Raw genomic sequence first — 16,971 nt, 5'->3', positions numbered from 1 at the left:
CGACATGCCTGCAGCCTCCACCGCAACACCCTCGCTGCCTCTCGATGCCGAGGGCATTCTCGCGCTCGCCGCGCGCTCGATGTTTCATTTGTTTTCGAGCATCAGCCAGGGCATGTTCCTGGTCGACAGCACCGGGCGCATCGTGTGGGTCAACGAAGGCTACCGGCGCTTCCTGCCCGCGCTGGGCTTCTCGTCCATCGACGAGTTCATGGGCCACATGGTGGAGGACGTGATCCCCAACACCCAGATGCGGCGCGTGCTCGAGACCGGCGAGCCCATCCTGGTCGACCTGCTGACCAACAAGGCCGGCACCTTCGTCGTCAGCCGCATTCCGCTGCGCGAAGAGCGCGGTGGCGGGGAGGGCGGCATGGGCAAGGTCATCGGTGCGATCGGCATCGTGCTCTTCGACCAGCCCGAGACCACGCTGCAGCCGCTCATCAGCAAGTTCGCGCTGCTGCAGCGCGACCTCGACGACGCCCGCCGCGAACTCGCGAGCCAGCGCAACAACCCGCTCTACCAGCACTCGGGTGATGGCCAGCGTCGCTCCAAGTACACCTTCGCGAGCTTCATCGGCAGCAGTCCGGCGGCGGTGGAGGTGAAGCGGCATGCGCGGCGCGCGGCGCAATCGACGAGCCCGGTGCTGCTGCTGGGCGAGACCGGCACCGGCAAGGAGCTGCTCGCGCATGCGATCCATGCCTCGTCGGCGCGGGCCAGGGGCCAGTTCGTCAGCGTCAACATCGCGGCCGTGCCCGACACGCTGCTGGAAGCCGAGTTCTTCGGCTTCGCGCCCGGCGCCTTCACTGGCGCCGACCGCAAGGGCCGGGAAGGCAAGTTCAAGCTGGCCGATGGCGGGAGCCTCTTCCTCGACGAGATCGGCGACATGCCGCTGGGCCTGCAGGCCAAGCTGCTGCGCGCGCTGCAGGAGGGCGAGATCGAGCCGCTGGGCTCAAACAAGCTCGTACCCTTCGACGCCCGCGTGATCGCCGCCACCTCGCGCGACCTGCCCGAACTCGTGCGCCGCGGCCAGTTCCGCGAAGACTTGTACTACCGCCTCAACGTGCTCCCGCTGCGTGTGCCGCCGCTGCGCGAGCGGCGCGCCGACATCCCCGCGCTCGTCGAGGCGCTGGGCGAAGACATGGCGCTGCGCAGCGGCGAAGCGCCCCCCGAACTCACGCCCGACGCGCTCGCGCTGCTCGCCGGCCAGCACTGGCGCGGCAACATCCGCGAACTGCGCAACGTGCTGGAGCAGGTGACGATGCGAAGCGACTCGCAGCGCATTGACGCCGTGCAGCTCGAACGCATCCTGCGCGAAGCCGGGCTGGAGCAGATCGAGCTGCCTGCCACCCTGCAGACCAGCCACGATGCCGACGAGCAGGCCGCGCTGCTGCGGCCGCTGTCGCAGCAGGTGGCCGAGCTGGAACGCAAGGCGATCGCCGCGGCAATGGCGTCCACCGGCGGCAACAAGCTGGCGACTGCGCGGCTGCTGGGCATTTCGCGCGCGACGCTCTATGAGCGGATGACGAGTCAGGAGCAATCGACGTGAATCCGCTGCTTGCAATGCGCAGGATAGATCGGGCGGACATCGAGCTTGGCGAGCGATTGATCTCCATCGAGATGTCGCCGGCGGACTTCAGCAGTCGGTTTGGTGAAAGGCATTCGGACCATCCCCCCGACTGGGATGCGCCGGGACCCGTAGAACTATGGTTCTTCGAGCTCCCATGGGGACACAAGATCACCCTCGAGCGCCACACTTCCATCGATTGGTTCAATATCTATCTGGAATCACTGGAGATCGAGGCCGTGCTGGATTTTCTGAAGCTCAGAGATTTCAAGATGCACGTTGATGCGCACATGGTGGAGTTGCTGAGGACGAAGTCTCCGGCCTTCACAAAGCACCTGCAGCACTGCCGTCTTTTTCGGCTGGACGACAACGGAAATCGCATTCTGATGCGCGAATACGAGAGCCGCCGGGTTGCCGATTACTACCGGCGAGTCTACGAGGCACGTTGTCACAAGCAGCTCTACTGGGTGGAGCCTGCAGGGCCTGAACACTGAGCCCGAGCGATACTCCCGCCCCATCCCACAACCCCGACGCCACATCCGATGAAGAAGGCCCTCGTCCGTATCGCCGCCTGTCTTGGCCTCTGCGCAGTCGCCGGCATGGCCAACGCCGCGCCGCAGTGTTCCGGCGAAGCCGTCTCCCGCGCAAAGAAGCTGCTGACCTTCCACTTCGGCGAGGACGACCGCATCCGCATCAGCCCCGACGTGAAGGAGCTGCCGCCGATCCGCAATCCGGCCAACAAGAAGCAGCAGTTCAAGGTGCTCGAGGTCTGGGGCAGCATCTACAAGGGGCAGTACCGCATGCGGCTCATCTACTGCGTGTCGGGCAACGACTGCACGCTGATGGGTCAGGAGATCCTGGAGTACGCGGACCTGTGAGCGTCAAGGCCCTGCGTTCCACCTTCGGCCCCAACTGTCACTGGTGCGGGCTGCCGATGGACTTCGACGAGCCGGCGGGCCGGCCGGAGTCGGCCACCATCGAGCATCTGGTGGATTCGACCTTCGGCGGGGTGCGCTCCTCGAAGCACCGGCGGCTCGCGCACGCCGCCTGCAACCATGCGCGCAACGAGTTCCGCCAGCAGGCCGAGCGCCAGTTCGAGCAGTGGATCGCCCAGCGTCAGGCCTCCTCGAAAACCCTGACTGAAAATCAGACATCCGACTGAAATTCAGACACTGCGAGTGTTCTGAATTCAGCCGGAGAGCGCTTCTCTCGAATGGAGAAACGTTTGTTATCAATGGCTTAGCGGGTGGCACGAACTGTGCAATATTCAGTCACCTTTTTCAGGAGACAAAGAATGAACCGTCGCCACCTCGTCGCCCTGGCCGCGCTCGCCGCCTGTGCCGCAGCCACCGCTCCGGCCTGGGCACAGTCCAACGAAATCCGCATCGCCCACATCTACAGCAAGACCGGCGCGCTAGAAGCCTACGGCAAGCAGACCCAGACCGGCTTCATGATGGGCCTGGACTACGCGACCGGCGGCACGATGACCGTGGCGGGCAAGAAGCTGGTGGTCATCGAGAAGGACGACCAGGGCAAGCCCGACCTGGGCAAGTCGCTGCTGGCCGCCGCGTATTCCGACGACAAGGCCGCGCTGGCCGTGGGCCCGACGGCCTCGGGCGTGGCGCTGGCGATGCTGCCGGTGGCCGAGGAGTACAAGAAGATCCTGATCGTCGAGCCCGCGGTGGCCGACTCGATCACCGGCGACAAGTGGAACAAGTACATCTTCCGCACCGGCCGCAATTCGAGCCAGGACGCGATCTCCAACGCGGTGGCCATCGACAAGCCCGGCGTCACCGTCGCCACGCTGGCGCAGGACAACGCCTTCGGCCGCGACGGCGTGAAGGCCTTCGGTGCCGCGCTCAAGAAGGCCAAGCTGGTCCACGAGGAATACCTGCCGCCCGCCACCACCGACTTCACCGCCGGCGCGCAGCGCCTGATCGACAAGCTGAAGGACCAGCCGGGCCGCAAGATCATCTGGATCGTCTGGGCCGGCGCGGGCAACCCGTTCAAGATCGTCGACCTCGACCTCAAGCGCTACGGCATCGAGATCGCCACCGGCGGCAACATCCTGCCGGCCATGGCCGCCTACAAGGCGCTGCCAGGCATGGAAGGCGCGGCCTACTACTACTTCGGCATCCCGAAGAACCCGGTGAACGAGGCGATGGTCTCGGCCCACTACAAGGAATTCAAGACGCCGCCCGACTTCTTCACGGCCGGGGGCTTCTCGGCCGCGATGGCGGTGGTGACCGCGCTGAAGAAGACCAACGGCGACACCAACACCAACAAGCTCATCAGCACGATGGAAGGCATGAGCTTCGACACGCCCAAGGGCAAGATGACCTTCCGCAAGGAAGACCACCAGGCGATGCAGTCGATGTACCACTTCAAGATCAAGGTCGACCCGGCGTTCGCCTGGGGCGTGCCGGAGCTGGTGCACGAGATCAAGCCTGAAGAGATGGACATCCCGATCAAGAACAAGAGGTAAGAACTCGCCCCCAGGCTACGCGCGCACTTCGTGTCGCTACGCCAACCCCCTGCCGGGGGCAACACCTGCGGCCCGGCAAAGCCGGTTCCGCGGTGTTCCTCGAATTAATTTCAGTTTCGCCCCGGATGGCCGCCGGGCGAAGCGCCAGCCTGCGTCCTTCTTCGCGGCGGCATGTTGTTCCCCCGGCCGATTCGATTCGTCAGTCAGCAAAGCAAGCGTTCGATACCCACAACACAAGGAGACAGCGATGCCAGCGATGAAATGGAACAAGTGGAAGAACTGGAAGGCGCTCGCCGCAGCCGCGGCGATGACGGCGGCTGCGCACGCCGCGCAGGCGGCCGTGCCGCTGCCCGCGCTCGGTGCCAATCCGGCGGAGGTGAGCGTGTCGGGACTGTCGGCCGGCGGCTTCATGGCCGTGCAGCTGCACGTGGCGTACTCCGCCACGTTCAAGCGCGGCGCGGGCGTGGTGGCGGGCGGCCCGTACTACTGCGCCGAAGGTTCGGTGCTCAACGCCACGGGGCGTTGCATGACGCACAGCACCAGCATCCCGGTGTCCTCGCTCGTGAGCACCACCAACAGCTGGGCTGCCAGCGGTGCGATCGACCCGGTGTCGAACATGAGCGGCTCCAAGGTCTACATGTTCTCGGGCACCTCGGACAACACCGTCAAGCAGGCGGTGATGGACGACCTCAAGACCTACTACCAGAGCTTCGTGCCCGCGGCCAACGTCGTCTACAAGAACAACATCGGCGCGGGCCACGCGATGGTCACCGACGACTACGGCAGCGCCTGCAGCACCACTGCAGCCCCCTACATCAACAACTGCGGCTTCGACCTCGCGGGAGAGATCCTCACGCAGCTGTACGGCCCGCTGAACCCGCGCAACAACGGCACGCTCGGCGGCACCTTCACCGAGTTCAACCAGTCGGAGTTCGTCAGCGGCCACGGCATGGCCGCGACCGGCTGGATCTACGTGCCGCAGGCCTGCACCACCACCTCGTGCCGCGTGCACCTGGTGCTGCACGGCTGCAAGCAGAACTACACCGACGTGGGCGACCAGTACGTTCGCAAGACCGGCTACAACCGCTGGGCCGACACCAACAACATCGTGCTGATCTATCCGCAGACCAGCACGGCCGCCACCAACAGCTGCTGGGACTGGTGGGGCTACGACAACGCCAACTATGCGAAGAAGTCGGGCCCGCAGATGGCTGCCATGAAGGCGATGATCGACCGCGTCACCGGCTCCTCGGGCGGCAGCGGCCTGCCGGCGCCGACCGGCGTGGGCACGTCGGGCGCCACCGCCAGCAGCATGGTGATCGCCTGGAACGCAGTGAGCGGCGCCAGCGGCTACAACGTGTACCGCGGCGGCAGCAAGGTCAACGCCTCGCCGGTGACTGCCACCAGCTACACCGACACCGGCCTGGCCGCCTCGACCACCTACAGCTGGACCGTGGCCGCGCTGAACGCGAGCAACGTCGAGGGCGCGATGTCGTCGGCCGCCACCGGCACCACCACCGGAGGCGGCAGCGGCGGCACCTGCTACACCGCGAGCAACTACACGCACACCATCGCCGGGCGCGCCTATGCCTTGTACGGCCTGACCTATGCGTACGGCTCGAACCAGTCGATGGGGCTGTGGAACATCTACGTGACGACCACGCTGAAGCAGACGGGGCCCAACTACTACGTGATCGGCACCTGTTGAGGCCGGTCTTCTTTCCTGTTTTCCGATTCGCAATGACCAACGACGATGCTTGAGACCCGAGATCTGACCATCCGCTTCGGTGGGCACGTGGCCGTCAACAGCGTGAGCTGCGCCTTCGCGCCCGGCACGCTGACGGCCATCGTGGGCCCCAACGGCGCGGGCAAGACCACCTACTTCAACCTGATCTCGGGCCAGCTCAAGGCGAGTGCGGGCACCGTGTCGCTCGACGGGCAGTCGTTGTCGGGCCTGTCCCCCTCCGCGCGCACGCACGCGGGGCTGGGGCGGGCGTTCCAGCTGACCAACCTGTTCCCCAACCTCACGGTGCTGGAGAACGTGCGCCTCGCGGTGCAGGCCACGCGCGAAGGCGCGCACCGGCGCGGGCTCAACCTGTGGAGCATCTGGAGCGACCACAGGGCGCTGACCGAGCGCGCCGACCAGATCCTGGCCGACGTGGCGCTGAAGTCGCGCGAGCACGCCACGGTGGCGAGCCTGCCGCACGGCGATCAGCGCAAGCTGGAAGTGGCGCTCCTGATGGCGCTGGAGCCCAAGGTCTTCATGTTCGACGAGCCCACGGCCGGCATGAACGCGGCCGAGGCGCCCGTCATCCTCGACCTGATCCGCAAGCTCAAGAAGGACAAGACCAAGACCATTCTGCTTGTCGAGCACAAGATGGACGTGGTGCGCGAACTCGCCGACCGCATCATCGTGCTGCACAACGGCACGCTGGTGGCCGACGGAGAGCCGGCCGAGGTGATCGCCTCGCCGGTGGTGCAGGAGGCCTACCTGGGCGTTTCGAAGGAGGCCGCATGAGCGCGAACAATCTGCTGACCCTCGAGGGCGTGCACACGCACATCGGGGCGTATCACATCCTGCACGGCGTCGACCTCGCCGTGCCGCGCGGGCAGCTCACCATGCTGCTCGGCCGCAATGGCGCGGGCAAGACGACCACGCTGCGGACCATCATGGGCCTGTGGCATGCGTCGCAGGGCAGGGTGCGCTTCGGCGAGAAAGAAATCACCGCCCAGCACACGCCGCAGATCGCCGGGCTGGGCATTGCCTACGTGCCCGAGAACATGGGCATCTTCTCCGACCTCACGGTGAAGGAGAACATGCTGCTGGCCGCGCGCGGCGCGAAGAACGCGGCGCAGATCGACGACACGCGGCTGAAGTGGATCTTCAAGCTCTTCCCCGCGGTCGAGAAGTTCTGGAACCACCCGGCGGGCAAGCTCTCGGGCGGGCAGAAGCAGATGCTGGCCGTCTCGCGTGCCATCGTGGAGCCGCGCGAGCTGCTCATCATCGACGAGCCCAGCAAGGGCCTGGCGCCCGTGATGATCAACAACATGATCGACGCCTTCGCAGAGCTCAAGCGCAGCGGCGTGACCATCCTGCTGGTGGAGCAGAACATCAACTTCGCCCAGCGGCTGGGCGACACCGTCGCGGTGATGGACAACGGAAGCGTGGTGCATGCGGGCTCCATGGCGGAGTTTTCTGCGGACGCGCAATTGCAGCAATCTCTCTTGGGTCTCGCGCTATGACGTATTCCGTGTCTTGTTCCCTCTCCCGCTTGCGGGAGAGGGCTAGGGTGAGGGCAGGCGGCCTGTGCAACGGCCATGTCCTCGCATCGGTGCCGCCGGCCCTCACCCCAACCCTCTCCCGCAAGCGGGAGAGGGGGCAAGAGGGAGTGCAGCAATGAAGACGCTCGACTTCGATTGGCGGCCCCTGCTGCTCGCGCCGGTGCTCGCGCTCGTCGCGCTGCCGCTCACCGGCTCCTTCTCCACCTGGCTCACGCTCACGGTGGCGGGGCTGGCCATGGGCATGATCATCTTCATCATCGCCTCGGGCCTCACGCTGGTGTTCGGCCTCATGGACGTGCTGAACTTCGGCCACGGCGTGTTCATCGCGCTGGGCGCCTTCGTAGCCAGCAGCGTGCTCGGCCTCATGGGCGACTGGACCGGTTCGGGCGAGCTGTGGCGAAACCTCGTGGCGGTGTTCCCGGCAATGCTGGCCGCGATGGCGGTGGCGGGCGCGATCGGTTTCGCCTTTGAGCGCTTCATCGTGCGGCCGGTGTACGGCCAGCACCTGAAGCAGATCCTCATCACCATGGGCGGCATGATCATCGGCGAGGAGCTCATCAAGGTGATCTGGGGCCCGGCGCAGGTTCCGCTGCCGCTGCCCGAGGCACTGCGCGGCTCGCTGCTGGTGGGCGATGCGGCCATCAGCAAGTACCGCCTGCTCGCGGTGGCCGTGGGCGTGGTGGTGTTCGGCGTGCTCGCATGGACGCTGGGCCGAACAAAGATCGGCCTGCTGATCCGCGCCGGCGTGCAGGACCGCGAGATGGTCGAGTCGCTGGGCTACCGCATCGGGCGGCTCTTCGTCGGCGTGTTCGTGGTCGGCAGCGCGCTTGCCGGGCTGGGCGGCGTGATGTGGGGCCTCTTCCAGCAGAACCTGGTGCCGCAGATGGGCGCGCAGGTCAACGTGCTGATCTTCATCGTGATCATCATCGGCGGGCTGGGCTCGACGGGTGGGGCACTCATCGGCGCGCTGCTGGTGGGGCTGATGACCAACTACGTGGGCTTCCTGCTGCCCACGCTCACACAGTTCGCGAGCATCTTCCTGATGGTGGCCGTGCTGCTGTGGCGCCCGCAGGGCGTGTACCCGGTGGCCAACCGCTGAAGGGGGAGAAGACCACATGTTCCTGAAACGACTTCTCTCCAACGACATGCCCCGCAGCCGCCTGCTGGCGGTGCTGCTGATCGCGGTGTTCGTCGCGCTGGCCTTCGCGCCGTTCATCTTCCCGGGCGTGAAGGCGCTGAGCGTGGCGGCCAAGATTCTGGTGTTCGTGGTGCTGGTGGCCAGCTTCGACCTGCTGCTGGGCTACACGGGCATCGTGAGCTTCGCGCACACCATGTTCTTCGGCATCGGTGCCTACGGCATCGCCATCTCTGCCTCGCGGCTCGGGCCCAACTGGGGCGCGGTGCTCGTGGGGCTGGGCGCTTCGCTGGCGATCTCGCTGGTGCTTTCGTTCGCCATCGGCCTGTTCTCGCTGCGGGTGCGCGCGATCTTCTTCGCGATGATCACGCTGGCCGTGGCTTCGGCCTTCCAGACGCTGGCCTCGCAGATGTCGGACTTCACCGGCGGCGAGGACGGCCTGACCTTCAAGCTGCCCGAGCTGATCTCGCCGAGCTTCGAGTTCGCCGAAGAGCCTTTCCTCGGCGTCTCGCTCGACGGCCGGCTGCTTTGCTACTACCTGCTGTTCGTGGCGGCGGTGGTGCTGGTGCTGGCGCTGCTGCGCATCGTGAACTCGCCCTTCGGCCGTGTGCTGCAGGCGATCCGCGAGAACGAGTTCCGCGCCGAGGCCATCGGCTACCGCGTGGTGGTCTACCGCACCACGGCCGCGGTGCTGTCGGCGCTATTCGCCACGCTGGCCGGCGCGATGCTCGCGATCTGGCTGCGCTACAACGGGCCCGACACCTCGCTGAGCTTCGAGATCATGATCGACGTGCTGCTGATCGTGGTGATCGGCGGCATGGGCACCATCTACGGCGCGGCCATCGGCGCGGTGCTCTTCGTGGTGGCGCAGAGCTACCTGCAGGACCTGCTTCGCATCGGCAACGAGGCCGCAAGCGGCCTGCCATGGCTGGCCGCGCTGCTGTCGCCCGACCGCTGGCTGCTGTGGCTGGGCCTGCTGTTCGTGCTCTCCGTCTATTACTTTCCCACCGGCATCGTCGGAAAACTGCGAGCAAGGGCAGCGCGATGAGCGACAACCAGATTCCACTCTCCCGCTACGCCCGGCTCGAGGGCCGCGAGATCCACTGGCTCGAATGGGGTACGCCCGAGGAGCCCGTGGTCATCGCCTGGCACGGCCTTGCACGCACAGGCCGCGACATGGACGAACTGGCCCAGCACTTCGCCTCGCGCGGTTTCCGCGTGATCTGCCCCGACACCATCGGCCGCGGCCTGAGCCAGTGGAGCCCGCTGCCCGACGAGGAATACACGCTCGCGTTCTATGCGCGCATCGCCAACGCGCTGTGCGACGAGCTGCGGCTGGGGCGCGTGCATTGGGTCGGCACCTCGATGGGCGGCGCCATCGGCACCGTATGCGCCTCGGGCCTCTTCGAGCCGCGCATGAAGGCGCGCATCGCGAGCCTGGTGCTCAACGACAACGCACCGGAGCTGGCGCAGCCCGCCATCGAGCGCATCCGCGCCTACGCGGGCAATCCGCCGGCCTTCGACACGGTGGCCGAGCTGGAGGCCTTCTTCCGTACGGTCTACAAGCCCTACGGCTGGCTCAGCGACGCGCAGTGGCGCCGCCTGACCGAGACCTCCACGCGCCGCCTGCCCGACGGCCGCGTGACGCCGCACTACGACCCGGCCATGGTCCGGCAGTTCAGCGCACACGACAACGACTACCTGATCTGGCCGCACTACGACGCCATCGAGGTGCCCGTGCTGTGCCTGCGCGGAGCCGAGTCCGACCTGGTGCTGCCCGGCGTGGTCGAGGAAATGAAGCGGCGCGGCCCCGGCGCGGCCGGCAGGCTGCAGGTGATCGAAGTTCCTGCCTGCGGTCACGCGCCCGCGCTCAACGTGCCCGAACAACTTGATCCCGTCGAGGGGTTTATCCGGGCGGCCGGCCGCTGAGGCTGCGGCGGCGTGACAATCGCCGCCCACCTCAACCACAAGGCCGAGACAAGGCCTCGAACACCATGGCGCTCTCGATGTACGACCTGTCCGTGCCTGTCTTCACGCGCGGACTCGGCCAGCTCACCCATATCCTCGACAAGAGCCTCGCGCATGCGAAGGCCAACGGTATCGACCCGGCCTCGCTGGTCGATGCGCGGCTGGCGCCCGACATGCTCACGCTGGTCGGCCAGATCCAGCGTGCGAGCGATGCCTCCAAGCTCGGCACGGCCCGCATCGCCGGCATCGCGGCGCCGAGCTTTCCCGACGAGGAAAAGACCTGGGACGACCTGGTCGCGCGCATCGCGAAGACACACGACTTCCTGGCCGGCGTCGATCGCGCCCTGATCGACGGCCACGAGGATCGCGCCGTGACCATCAAGACCCGCGAAGGCGAGGCGACCTTCACGGCGCAGCGCTACCTGCTGCAGTTCGCGCTGCCGAACTTCTTCTTCCACGTGACCACCGCCTACGACGTGCTGCGCCACAAGGGCATGCCCATCGGCAAGCTGGATTACCTGGGCAAGTTCTGATCCGGGCAGGCCGTCACGCCGCCGGGACAAACTTCAAATTGCCGTGACACATGCGCACGCGGGGCGTGCGCCGCGAACAATCGCGCCTGACCGCTTTCGGTCTGACACTCGAGCGAGGTTCGCGATCATGAAGATGTTGTCCAGAAGGGCGTTCTCGGGGCTCGCCATCGGCTCCTCGGCGCTCGCGGCCGCTGCGGGCGGCGCATGGCCGGTGCGTAGCGCGCTGGCTGCGTCGCCGGGCCTGCGGGACTACGGCAAGGCGCCCGAATTCACGGGCATCGACAAATGGCTCAACTCGGAGCCGCTCACCATGCAGGGCCTGGCGGGCAAGGTGGTGCTGGTCGATTTCTGGACCTACTCCTGCATCAACTGCATCCGCACGCTGCCCTACGTCGTGAGCTGGTACGAGAAATACAAGGAGCGGGGCTTCGTGGTGGTGGGCGTGCATTCGCCCGAGTTCGCCTACGAGAAGTCGACGCGCAACGTGCAGGACGCGATCCAGCGCTTCGGCATCCGCTACCCGGTGGCGCAGGACAACGGCTTTGCCACCTGGAAGGCCTACAACAACCAGTATTGGCCGGCCTTCTACCTGGCCGACAGCAACGGGCAGGTGATGCGGCAGCACTTCGGCGAAGGGGAGTACGCCGAGATGGAGGCCGCGATCGAGGCGCTGCTGGCGCGCAGGCCGCCGGCCTGAATCAGCGGCGCTACTTCGCCGATTCGATGATGCGCCGCACCGCCGCCTTGCCCACTGGCGTGAGCACGGGGTCGAGCTCGGTGTAGGGCACTTCGATCTCGATCTCGCAACCGTTGCCGTAGGCGGGCTGGGCGAAGCGCATGCCCTTGGCTTCCAGCGTGAGGTCGTAGTAGGCGCCTTCTTCGTAGTTCGACCGGCAGTTGTCCTCGGCCTTCGAGGGATCGATGCCCGCATGGCGGAACAGGAAGCGGCGCAGCTTCGGTGTCATAGAGGCGCCTCCGGTGCCGGATATCCGGCCTTCGGCCGGGCGGGCCTTCGACAGCGAGCGCAGTCCGAACCAGGACCACGGGTCGATCTGCCTGCCGGTCTGCAGGTCCCATGTGCGGTAGAACCATGAGATGCCCGAGCGGCCCATGCCGGCCGCCCAGGTGTAGTTGCGGATGCTGAGCCACTGCGAGGTCCAGTACTCGGGGTCGGCGGTGTTCTCGTCCTCCGCCGGCACGCCGACGCGGCCGAGGAACTCGCGGCGCTTGTCGAAGTATTCCGTGACCGCGTCCTTGCTGGTGTCGAAGTCGCGCCGCAGTTCGCGGTTGATGGCCGCCAGCGTGGGCTCGGGGCCGGAGAGCTCGATGGTTTCCTGCCCGGCGAAGCGCAGCCGGCGGAAGCTGCGGCCGGCTGCGAACTCCTCCTTCTTTCCGATCTCGATCTTCGGCGGCGTCTCGAGCTGGCCTGCATAGCCTTCGCTTCCGCAGGCCCTGTCGCCGCCCGTGGCGTCGGCAAGGTCGAGCTTGATCGGCAGCGTGACGGGTGTTCCTTTCACGCTCTTCCAGGTGCCGGTGAGCGTGTTGCCCCTGGCAGGCTCGAGCGACCAGAGGCCGGTGTCGCCAGCTTCGTGCCAGAAGCTGTCCTTCTCGATGCGGCTCAGCGGGATCGGCTTCTTGTACTGCCTGTAGAAGTAGCTCCCGCTCGGAAACTCCGCGTTGAAGCAGGCCACGATGGCCTTGGTCCCGAGCGTGCCTTCCCATACGCCCTTGGGTACGTCCGCGGTTGCGGCCGGGCAGGGCAGCAGGTGCAGCAGCGGGATCAGGCCGGCGAGGCACCGGGCGCGGAGATGTTTCATGGCTTGCGGGCGGAGATCGAATACATGAGCGGAATGCGCGGCATGCCCTCGGGCGGTGCCATGCGGCGCCCGCCGATGTCGCGCATGCCCTCGAAGGGCTTCCAGCCGTTGGCGTACGGATACTCGTCGAGCAGCTCGATGACGAGGCCGGCCTGCGACAGCGCGGTCGTCACCTGGCCCACACCCCAGGTGAACTCGAAGCTCGGGTACGGGTTGCTGAAGTTCTCCACGCCGCGCTCGTAACCTTCGCGCACCAGGCCGTCGCCGGACTCCGCCACGTAGTCGCCCACGCCCTCTTCGGGCACGGCGGCGTCGTTGAAATAGTCGTAGTGGAACTTCCAGGCCGGATCGAACACCAGCGCGAAGGGGTGGAATTCGACGATGACGAAGCGCCCGCCGGGCTTGAGCATCTGCGCCACGCCGCGTGCCCATGCAGCGATGTCGGAAAGCCAGCAAAGCGTGCCGTACGAACAGAACACGATGTCGAAGCGCTCGCCGCGCACCTGTGCGTCACGGAAGTAGTCGTAGACGTCCGAGCGCACGAAGCGCGCGGCAATGCCCGACTGCAGCGATAGCCGCGCTGCGAAGTCGACGGCTTCGTCGGAGATGTCCACGCCCGTCACGTCGGCGCCCAGACGCGCGATGCTCAGGCTGTCCTGACCCGCGTTGCACTGAAGGTGCAGCACCGACAGGCCCTTCACGTCGCCGAGCAGGCCGGCTTCTTCGGGAAAGAGCGTGGAGCCGCCTTGGCGGAAGAAGGTGGCCTGGTCGCCCTTGTGGCTGTTGTGCGCGACGGTGGCCGCGTTCCATGAGAGCCGGTTGGCTTCGTGCAGGTCCTTCTTCATCGGGCTGCGGGCACCGTTTGCGTGGGCCAGCCGGCGAGGTTGCGTTCGGCGATGCCCGCGAGCGCGGTGATCCATGCGGGGCTGTCGTTCAGGCAGGGGATGTAGCTGAAGGCTTCGCCTCCCGAGTGCAGGAAGGCTTCGCGGCCTTCCATGGCGATTTCTTCCAGGGTCTCGAGGCAGTCGGCCGGAAAGCCAGGGCACACCACGTCCACGCGCTTCACGCCGGACGCACCGAGCTCGCGCAGCGTGGGCTCGGTGTAGGGCTCCAGCCACTTGGCGCGGCCGAATCGCGACTGGAAGGTCACACGGTGCTGCGCGTCCGACAGGCCCAGGCGCGCGGCTAGGAGGCGGGCCGTTTCGAGGCACTGCGCCTGGTACGGATCGCCCAGCGCGATGTTGCGTGCGGGAATGCCGTGGAAGCTCATGAGGAGCACCTGGCCGCGGCCTTCGGTCTTCCAGTGCTTCTCGATACTCTGCGCGAGCGCCTCGATGTAGGCTGGGTCGTCGTGGTAGTCGTTGACGAAGCGGAATTCGGGCACGCGGCGCTGCCTGCTGCTCCAGGCGTTCACCGCGTCGATCACGCTCGCGGTGGTGGTGCCCGAGTACTGCGGATAGGCCTGCAGCACCAGCACGCGGCCGACGCCTTCGGCCTGCAGCGCGTCGAGCCGCGAGGCAATGGAAGGGCTGCCGTAGCGCATCGCGTCGCGCACGGTCGCGCGATGGCCGCGCTCCCCGAGCCAGCCGGCAAGCAGGGTGGCCTGCTTCTGCGTCCACACCTTCAGCGGCGAGCCTTCGCGCATCCAGATGCTCGCGTACTTGGCGGCCGACTTGGCCGGGCGCGTGCGAAGAATGATGCCGTGCAGGATCAGCGCCCACAGCGCCTTCGGGATCTCGACCACGCGCGGGTCGCCCAGGAAGTCGGCGAGGTAGGGGCGTACCGCGGCGGCGGTGGGGGCGTCGGGAGAGCCCAGGTTGCACCAGAGCACTGCGGTGCGAAGGGAACCGGGGGTACTCGGAGTGGCGTTCTCTTGGATCGAAGGCATGCGGTATTCTGCGGCATGACTTCCGCTTCCCCGGTGCCAGCGGGCGCCGCGCCTCTCGATCTCAAGCCTCTCGAGCTCAAGCGCATTTCGGCGATCTCGCTGGACCTCGACGACACCCTCTGGCCGATCTGGCCCACCATCGAACGCGCCGAGGCCGTGCTGCACCAGTGGCTGCTGCGCGAGGCGCCCAAGACCGCCACGCTGCTGATGACCCCGGGCATTCTGCGCGAGCTGCGCGAAGCCACTGCAAAGGAGCGTTCCGACCTCGCGCACGACCTGAGCGCGCTGCGCCGGGAGTCGATCCGCACCGCACTCACCCGCGCGGGGGAAGACCCGGCGCTGGCCGAACCGGCCTTCGATGCCTTCTTCGCCGAGCGCCAGCGCGTGACGCTGTACGACGACGCGCTGCCCGCGCTGAAGTGGCTCAGTGAACGCTATCCGCTGGTGGCCATTTCCAACGGCAACGCCGACATCCACAAGACGGGCGTCGGCCGCTGGTTCCGCACCGCCTTCAATGCGCGGGCCTTCGGCAGCGGCAAGCCGCACGCGCCCATCTTCCGCGCCGCCGCCGCATCGGTCGGCCTGCTGCCCAAGGACGTGCTGCACGTGGGCGACGATGCGGAGCTCGACGTGGTCGGCGCGCTCAACGCCGGCATGCAGGCCGCCTGGCTGGTGCGCGACGAACGCCCCTGGGTGCACGGCGCGCGGCCGCAGCTGATCGTGCCGAACCTGCACGCCCTGTGCATGGCGCTCGACGGCTGAGACGCCACCAGTCCGACAAGAGCAGCGCGTCTTTCAAAACCTCGCGGAACCGGCTTTGCCGGGCCGCAGGTGTCGCACCCTGCAAAGGGGACGTCGCGAAACGAAGTGCGCGAAGCCTTGGGGGTCAGCCGAATACAGGTCTGAAGAAGCTGCGTTCGTAGCTGAGGATGCAGCGCGTCTCCTCCGCGTACCTGAACGCGGCCTGGCACTCCGCGTCCTGCATCGAATCGGCGCGGTACTTTTCGTAGTCGGCCAGGCTCGGAAAGCTGAACATCGCCAGCGCGACGTTGTTCGCGCCTTCCGAGGGCAGGAAGTAGCCGTGGTGCTTGCCGCCGAACTTCTCGACGAGCGGGATCCAGAGCCTGCCGTAGTGCTCGAATTCCTTCAGCTTGTAGGGATCGACGATGTAGCGCAGGTAGCAGGTGACCATGAGGGATGTCTTTCGGGATGCAGGTCGGGGAGTGGTGAGGGGTATTGCTCGCGGCGTCTGCGGCCGCGCGCGGGGCTGACTATAGTTTCCCGGCTGTTGTCCCACCCTCCGCGGCCTCGCGCCGGACAGGAAACCCGAAGTGCATCTCTCCAACTGGCTCATCTTCTGCGGTGTCACGCTGCTCGTTGCGTTCACTCCCGGACCGGCCGTGCTGCTGGCGGTCTCGAACTCGATGAGCGTGGGCCCGCGACGGGCGATGATCAGTTCGCTGGGCAATGCGGCGGGGCTCTTCATGGTGTCCGCTGCCGCCATGGCCGGGCTGGGCGTGGTGCTCTCCACCTCGGCCCATGCCTTCATGGTGCTGAAGCTGGCTGGTGCGGCCTACCTGATCTACCTGGGCATCAAGCAGTGGCGCAGCCAGGGCAGCGTGTTCGCCGACGTGCAGGGCGGCCAGGGCGGCGCGGCACCGCGATCGAGCTGGCGCCTCTTCGGCCACGGGATGACGGTAGCGCTGACCAACCCCAAGGGCATTCTTTTCTTCTCCGCGCTGTTCCCGCAGTTCCTCACGCAGGACGCGCCGATGCTCACGCAGTTCGCGGTACTGACCGGCACCTTCGCAGCAGCGTCGGTGATCGCGCATTCGTTCTACGTGCTGCTGGCGCGCCTGCTGCGCAAGCAGCTTTCCGACGTGCGCCGCACGCGCATCTTCAACAAGGTGTCGGGCGCGGCCTTCGTGCTGCTGGGGCTGAGCCTGCTGAGACTGCGCAACAAGGCAGCCTGAGCCCGGCCTTCCTTCTGCTTCAGTCGATCCCGAAGCGTTCGCGCAGCGCCGCGCAGAAGTCGGCGGTGCCGCTGATCGAGAGGGTGATGGTCTCGTAGCGCGGATCGTCCTCGCTCGATTCCTGCAGGTCGTAGTCCCACGTGCCGCCGTCTTCGAGGGCGCCGCGCGCATCGGGAAACGCGGCCTCGGCCCACGCGAGCACCTGCGCGACTTCGGCCCGCACCTCGGGTGTCTTGTCGGGCGAGGTCGATGCCATGGCGTCGAAGGTGCCGTGGCCCTCGGTGTCCTCGCTGTAGTCGAAATCGAGGTAGCGCAGTTCGGTCGTCATG

20 protein-coding genes are annotated in these 16,971 nt (G+C 66.8%); 15 read left to right on the top strand and 5 right to left on the bottom strand.

Features of this window, described 5'->3' with window-relative positions; genetic code table 11:
- Nucleotides 1–4 precede the first annotated feature (4 nt).
- The 13 genes from ACTJLF_RS03340 (at nucleotide 5) to ACTJLF_RS03280 (ending at nucleotide 11,661) form a co-directional block, all read left to right on the top strand.
- Entirely contained in the window at nucleotides 5–1,543 is a 1,539-nt protein-coding gene (locus ACTJLF_RS03340) for a sigma-54 interaction domain-containing protein (protein WP_132798085.1), read from the top strand.
- Nucleotides 1,540–2,055 (top strand): hypothetical protein, encoded by a 516-nt coding sequence (locus tag ACTJLF_RS03335; RefSeq protein WP_440882479.1) that lies wholly within the window; start codon nucleotides 1,540–1,542, stop codon nucleotides 2,053–2,055. Before ACTJLF_RS03340 ends, ACTJLF_RS03335 begins: the two co-directional genes overlap by 4 nt.
- Before the next feature lie 48 nt (nucleotides 2,056–2,103).
- On the top strand, nucleotides 2,104–2,439 hold the full coding sequence (locus ACTJLF_RS03330) for a hypothetical protein (RefSeq protein WP_440882478.1): 336 nt from the start codon (nucleotides 2,104–2,106) through the stop codon (nucleotides 2,437–2,439).
- The gene (locus ACTJLF_RS03325; RefSeq protein WP_145758623.1) at nucleotides 2,436–2,723 is read left to right on the top strand and encodes a hypothetical protein; all 288 of its coding nucleotides are present in this window, start codon (nucleotides 2,436–2,438) and stop codon (nucleotides 2,721–2,723) included. Before ACTJLF_RS03330 ends, ACTJLF_RS03325 begins: the two co-directional genes overlap by 4 nt.
- A gap of 132 nt (nucleotides 2,724–2,855) precedes the next feature.
- Complete coding sequence (locus ACTJLF_RS03320) at nucleotides 2,856–4,046, top strand: substrate-binding domain-containing protein (RefSeq protein WP_019652305.1); 1,191 nt, start codon at nucleotides 2,856–2,858, stop codon at nucleotides 4,044–4,046.
- Nucleotides 4,047–4,293: 247 nt separating this feature from the next.
- Nucleotides 4,294–5,754 (top strand): extracellular catalytic domain type 2 short-chain-length polyhydroxyalkanoate depolymerase, encoded by a 1,461-nt coding sequence (locus ACTJLF_RS03315; protein ID WP_145758622.1) that lies wholly within the window; start codon nucleotides 4,294–4,296, stop codon nucleotides 5,752–5,754.
- Between the two features lie 45 nt (nucleotides 5,755–5,799).
- Nucleotides 5,800–6,564, top strand: a complete 765-nt coding sequence (locus tag ACTJLF_RS03310; protein ID WP_019652307.1) for an ABC transporter ATP-binding protein — start codon at nucleotides 5,800–5,802, stop codon at nucleotides 6,562–6,564.
- Nucleotides 6,561–7,289, top strand: coding sequence for an ABC transporter ATP-binding protein (locus tag ACTJLF_RS03305; protein WP_440882477.1), 729 nt, complete (start codon nucleotides 6,561–6,563; stop codon nucleotides 7,287–7,289). The genes ACTJLF_RS03310 and ACTJLF_RS03305 overlap by 4 nt, the downstream gene beginning before the upstream one ends.
- Before the next feature lie 154 nt (nucleotides 7,290–7,443).
- Nucleotides 7,444–8,427, top strand: coding sequence for a branched-chain amino acid ABC transporter permease (locus ACTJLF_RS03300; RefSeq protein ID WP_019652309.1), 984 nt, complete (start codon nucleotides 7,444–7,446; stop codon nucleotides 8,425–8,427).
- Between the two features lie 16 nt (nucleotides 8,428–8,443).
- Nucleotides 8,444–9,511 (top strand): branched-chain amino acid ABC transporter permease, encoded by a 1,068-nt coding sequence (locus ACTJLF_RS03295; protein ID WP_126182047.1) that lies wholly within the window; start codon nucleotides 8,444–8,446, stop codon nucleotides 9,509–9,511.
- Nucleotides 9,508–10,392, top strand: a complete 885-nt coding sequence (locus ACTJLF_RS03290) for an alpha/beta fold hydrolase (protein WP_440882476.1) — start codon at nucleotides 9,508–9,510, stop codon at nucleotides 10,390–10,392. The genes ACTJLF_RS03295 and ACTJLF_RS03290 overlap by 4 nt, the downstream gene beginning before the upstream one ends.
- 65 nt (nucleotides 10,393–10,457) lie before the next feature.
- A complete protein-coding gene (locus tag ACTJLF_RS03285) occupies nucleotides 10,458–10,964 on the top strand; it encodes a DUF1993 domain-containing protein (RefSeq protein ID WP_019652312.1) in 507 nt (168 codons plus the stop codon).
- Between the two features lie 133 nt (nucleotides 10,965–11,097).
- Nucleotides 11,098–11,661, top strand: coding sequence for a thioredoxin family protein (locus ACTJLF_RS03280; protein WP_020722924.1), 564 nt, complete (start codon nucleotides 11,098–11,100; stop codon nucleotides 11,659–11,661).
- Between the two features lie 10 nt (nucleotides 11,662–11,671).
- On the opposite strand, the gene ACTJLF_RS03275 is transcribed toward ACTJLF_RS03280, so the two are convergent.
- Genes ACTJLF_RS03275 through hemH form a run of 3 tightly spaced genes read right to left on the bottom strand, consistent with a single transcriptional unit; the run spans nucleotide 11,672 to nucleotide 14,669 of the window.
- Entirely contained in the window at nucleotides 11,672–12,781 is a 1,110-nt protein-coding gene (locus ACTJLF_RS03275; RefSeq protein ID WP_132798077.1) for a hypothetical protein, read from the bottom strand.
- Nucleotides 12,778–13,626: a class I SAM-dependent methyltransferase gene (locus ACTJLF_RS03270; protein WP_440882475.1), complete on the bottom strand. Its 849-nt coding sequence runs from the start codon at nucleotides 13,624–13,626 to the stop codon at nucleotides 12,778–12,780. The genes ACTJLF_RS03275 and ACTJLF_RS03270 overlap by 4 nt, the downstream gene beginning before the upstream one ends.
- Entirely contained in the window at nucleotides 13,623–14,669 is a 1,047-nt protein-coding gene (gene hemH, locus ACTJLF_RS03265) for a ferrochelatase (protein WP_440882474.1), read from the bottom strand. Before hemH ends, ACTJLF_RS03270 begins: the two co-directional genes overlap by 4 nt.
- A gap of 15 nt (nucleotides 14,670–14,684) precedes the next feature.
- On the opposite strand from hemH, the gene ACTJLF_RS03260 reads away from it, so the two are divergent.
- Entirely contained in the window at nucleotides 14,685–15,431 is a 747-nt protein-coding gene (locus tag ACTJLF_RS03260; RefSeq protein WP_132751249.1) for an HAD family hydrolase, read from the top strand.
- A gap of 124 nt (nucleotides 15,432–15,555) precedes the next feature.
- Here ACTJLF_RS03260 and ACTJLF_RS03255 read toward each other — a convergent pair whose 3' ends face one another.
- Nucleotides 15,556–15,861 carry an NIPSNAP family protein gene (locus ACTJLF_RS03255; RefSeq protein ID WP_354408996.1) on the bottom strand — a complete coding sequence of 102 codons (306 nt, stop codon included), beginning with the start codon at nucleotides 15,859–15,861 and terminating at the stop codon, nucleotides 15,556–15,558.
- 139 nt (nucleotides 15,862–16,000) lie between these two features.
- Here ACTJLF_RS03255 and ACTJLF_RS03250 point away from each other — a divergent pair, with 139 nt between their 5' ends.
- Nucleotides 16,001–16,642: a LysE family translocator gene (locus ACTJLF_RS03250; protein ID WP_132798071.1), complete on the top strand. Its 642-nt coding sequence runs from the start codon at nucleotides 16,001–16,003 to the stop codon at nucleotides 16,640–16,642.
- Nucleotides 16,643–16,661: 19 nt separating this feature from the next.
- Here the strand turns inward: ACTJLF_RS03250 and ACTJLF_RS03245 are convergent, their stop codons facing one another.
- Entirely contained in the window at nucleotides 16,662–16,970 is a 309-nt protein-coding gene (locus tag ACTJLF_RS03245) for a hypothetical protein (RefSeq protein WP_184603700.1), read from the bottom strand.
- Nucleotide 16,971 lies beyond the last annotated feature (1 nt).

The organism is Variovorax sp. 22077 (assembly GCF_052044195.1).
GTDB classification, from domain to species: domain Bacteria; phylum Pseudomonadota; class Gammaproteobacteria; order Burkholderiales; family Burkholderiaceae_C; genus Variovorax; species Variovorax atrisoli.
This window is presented reverse-complemented; position numbering and strand designations above follow the sequence as displayed.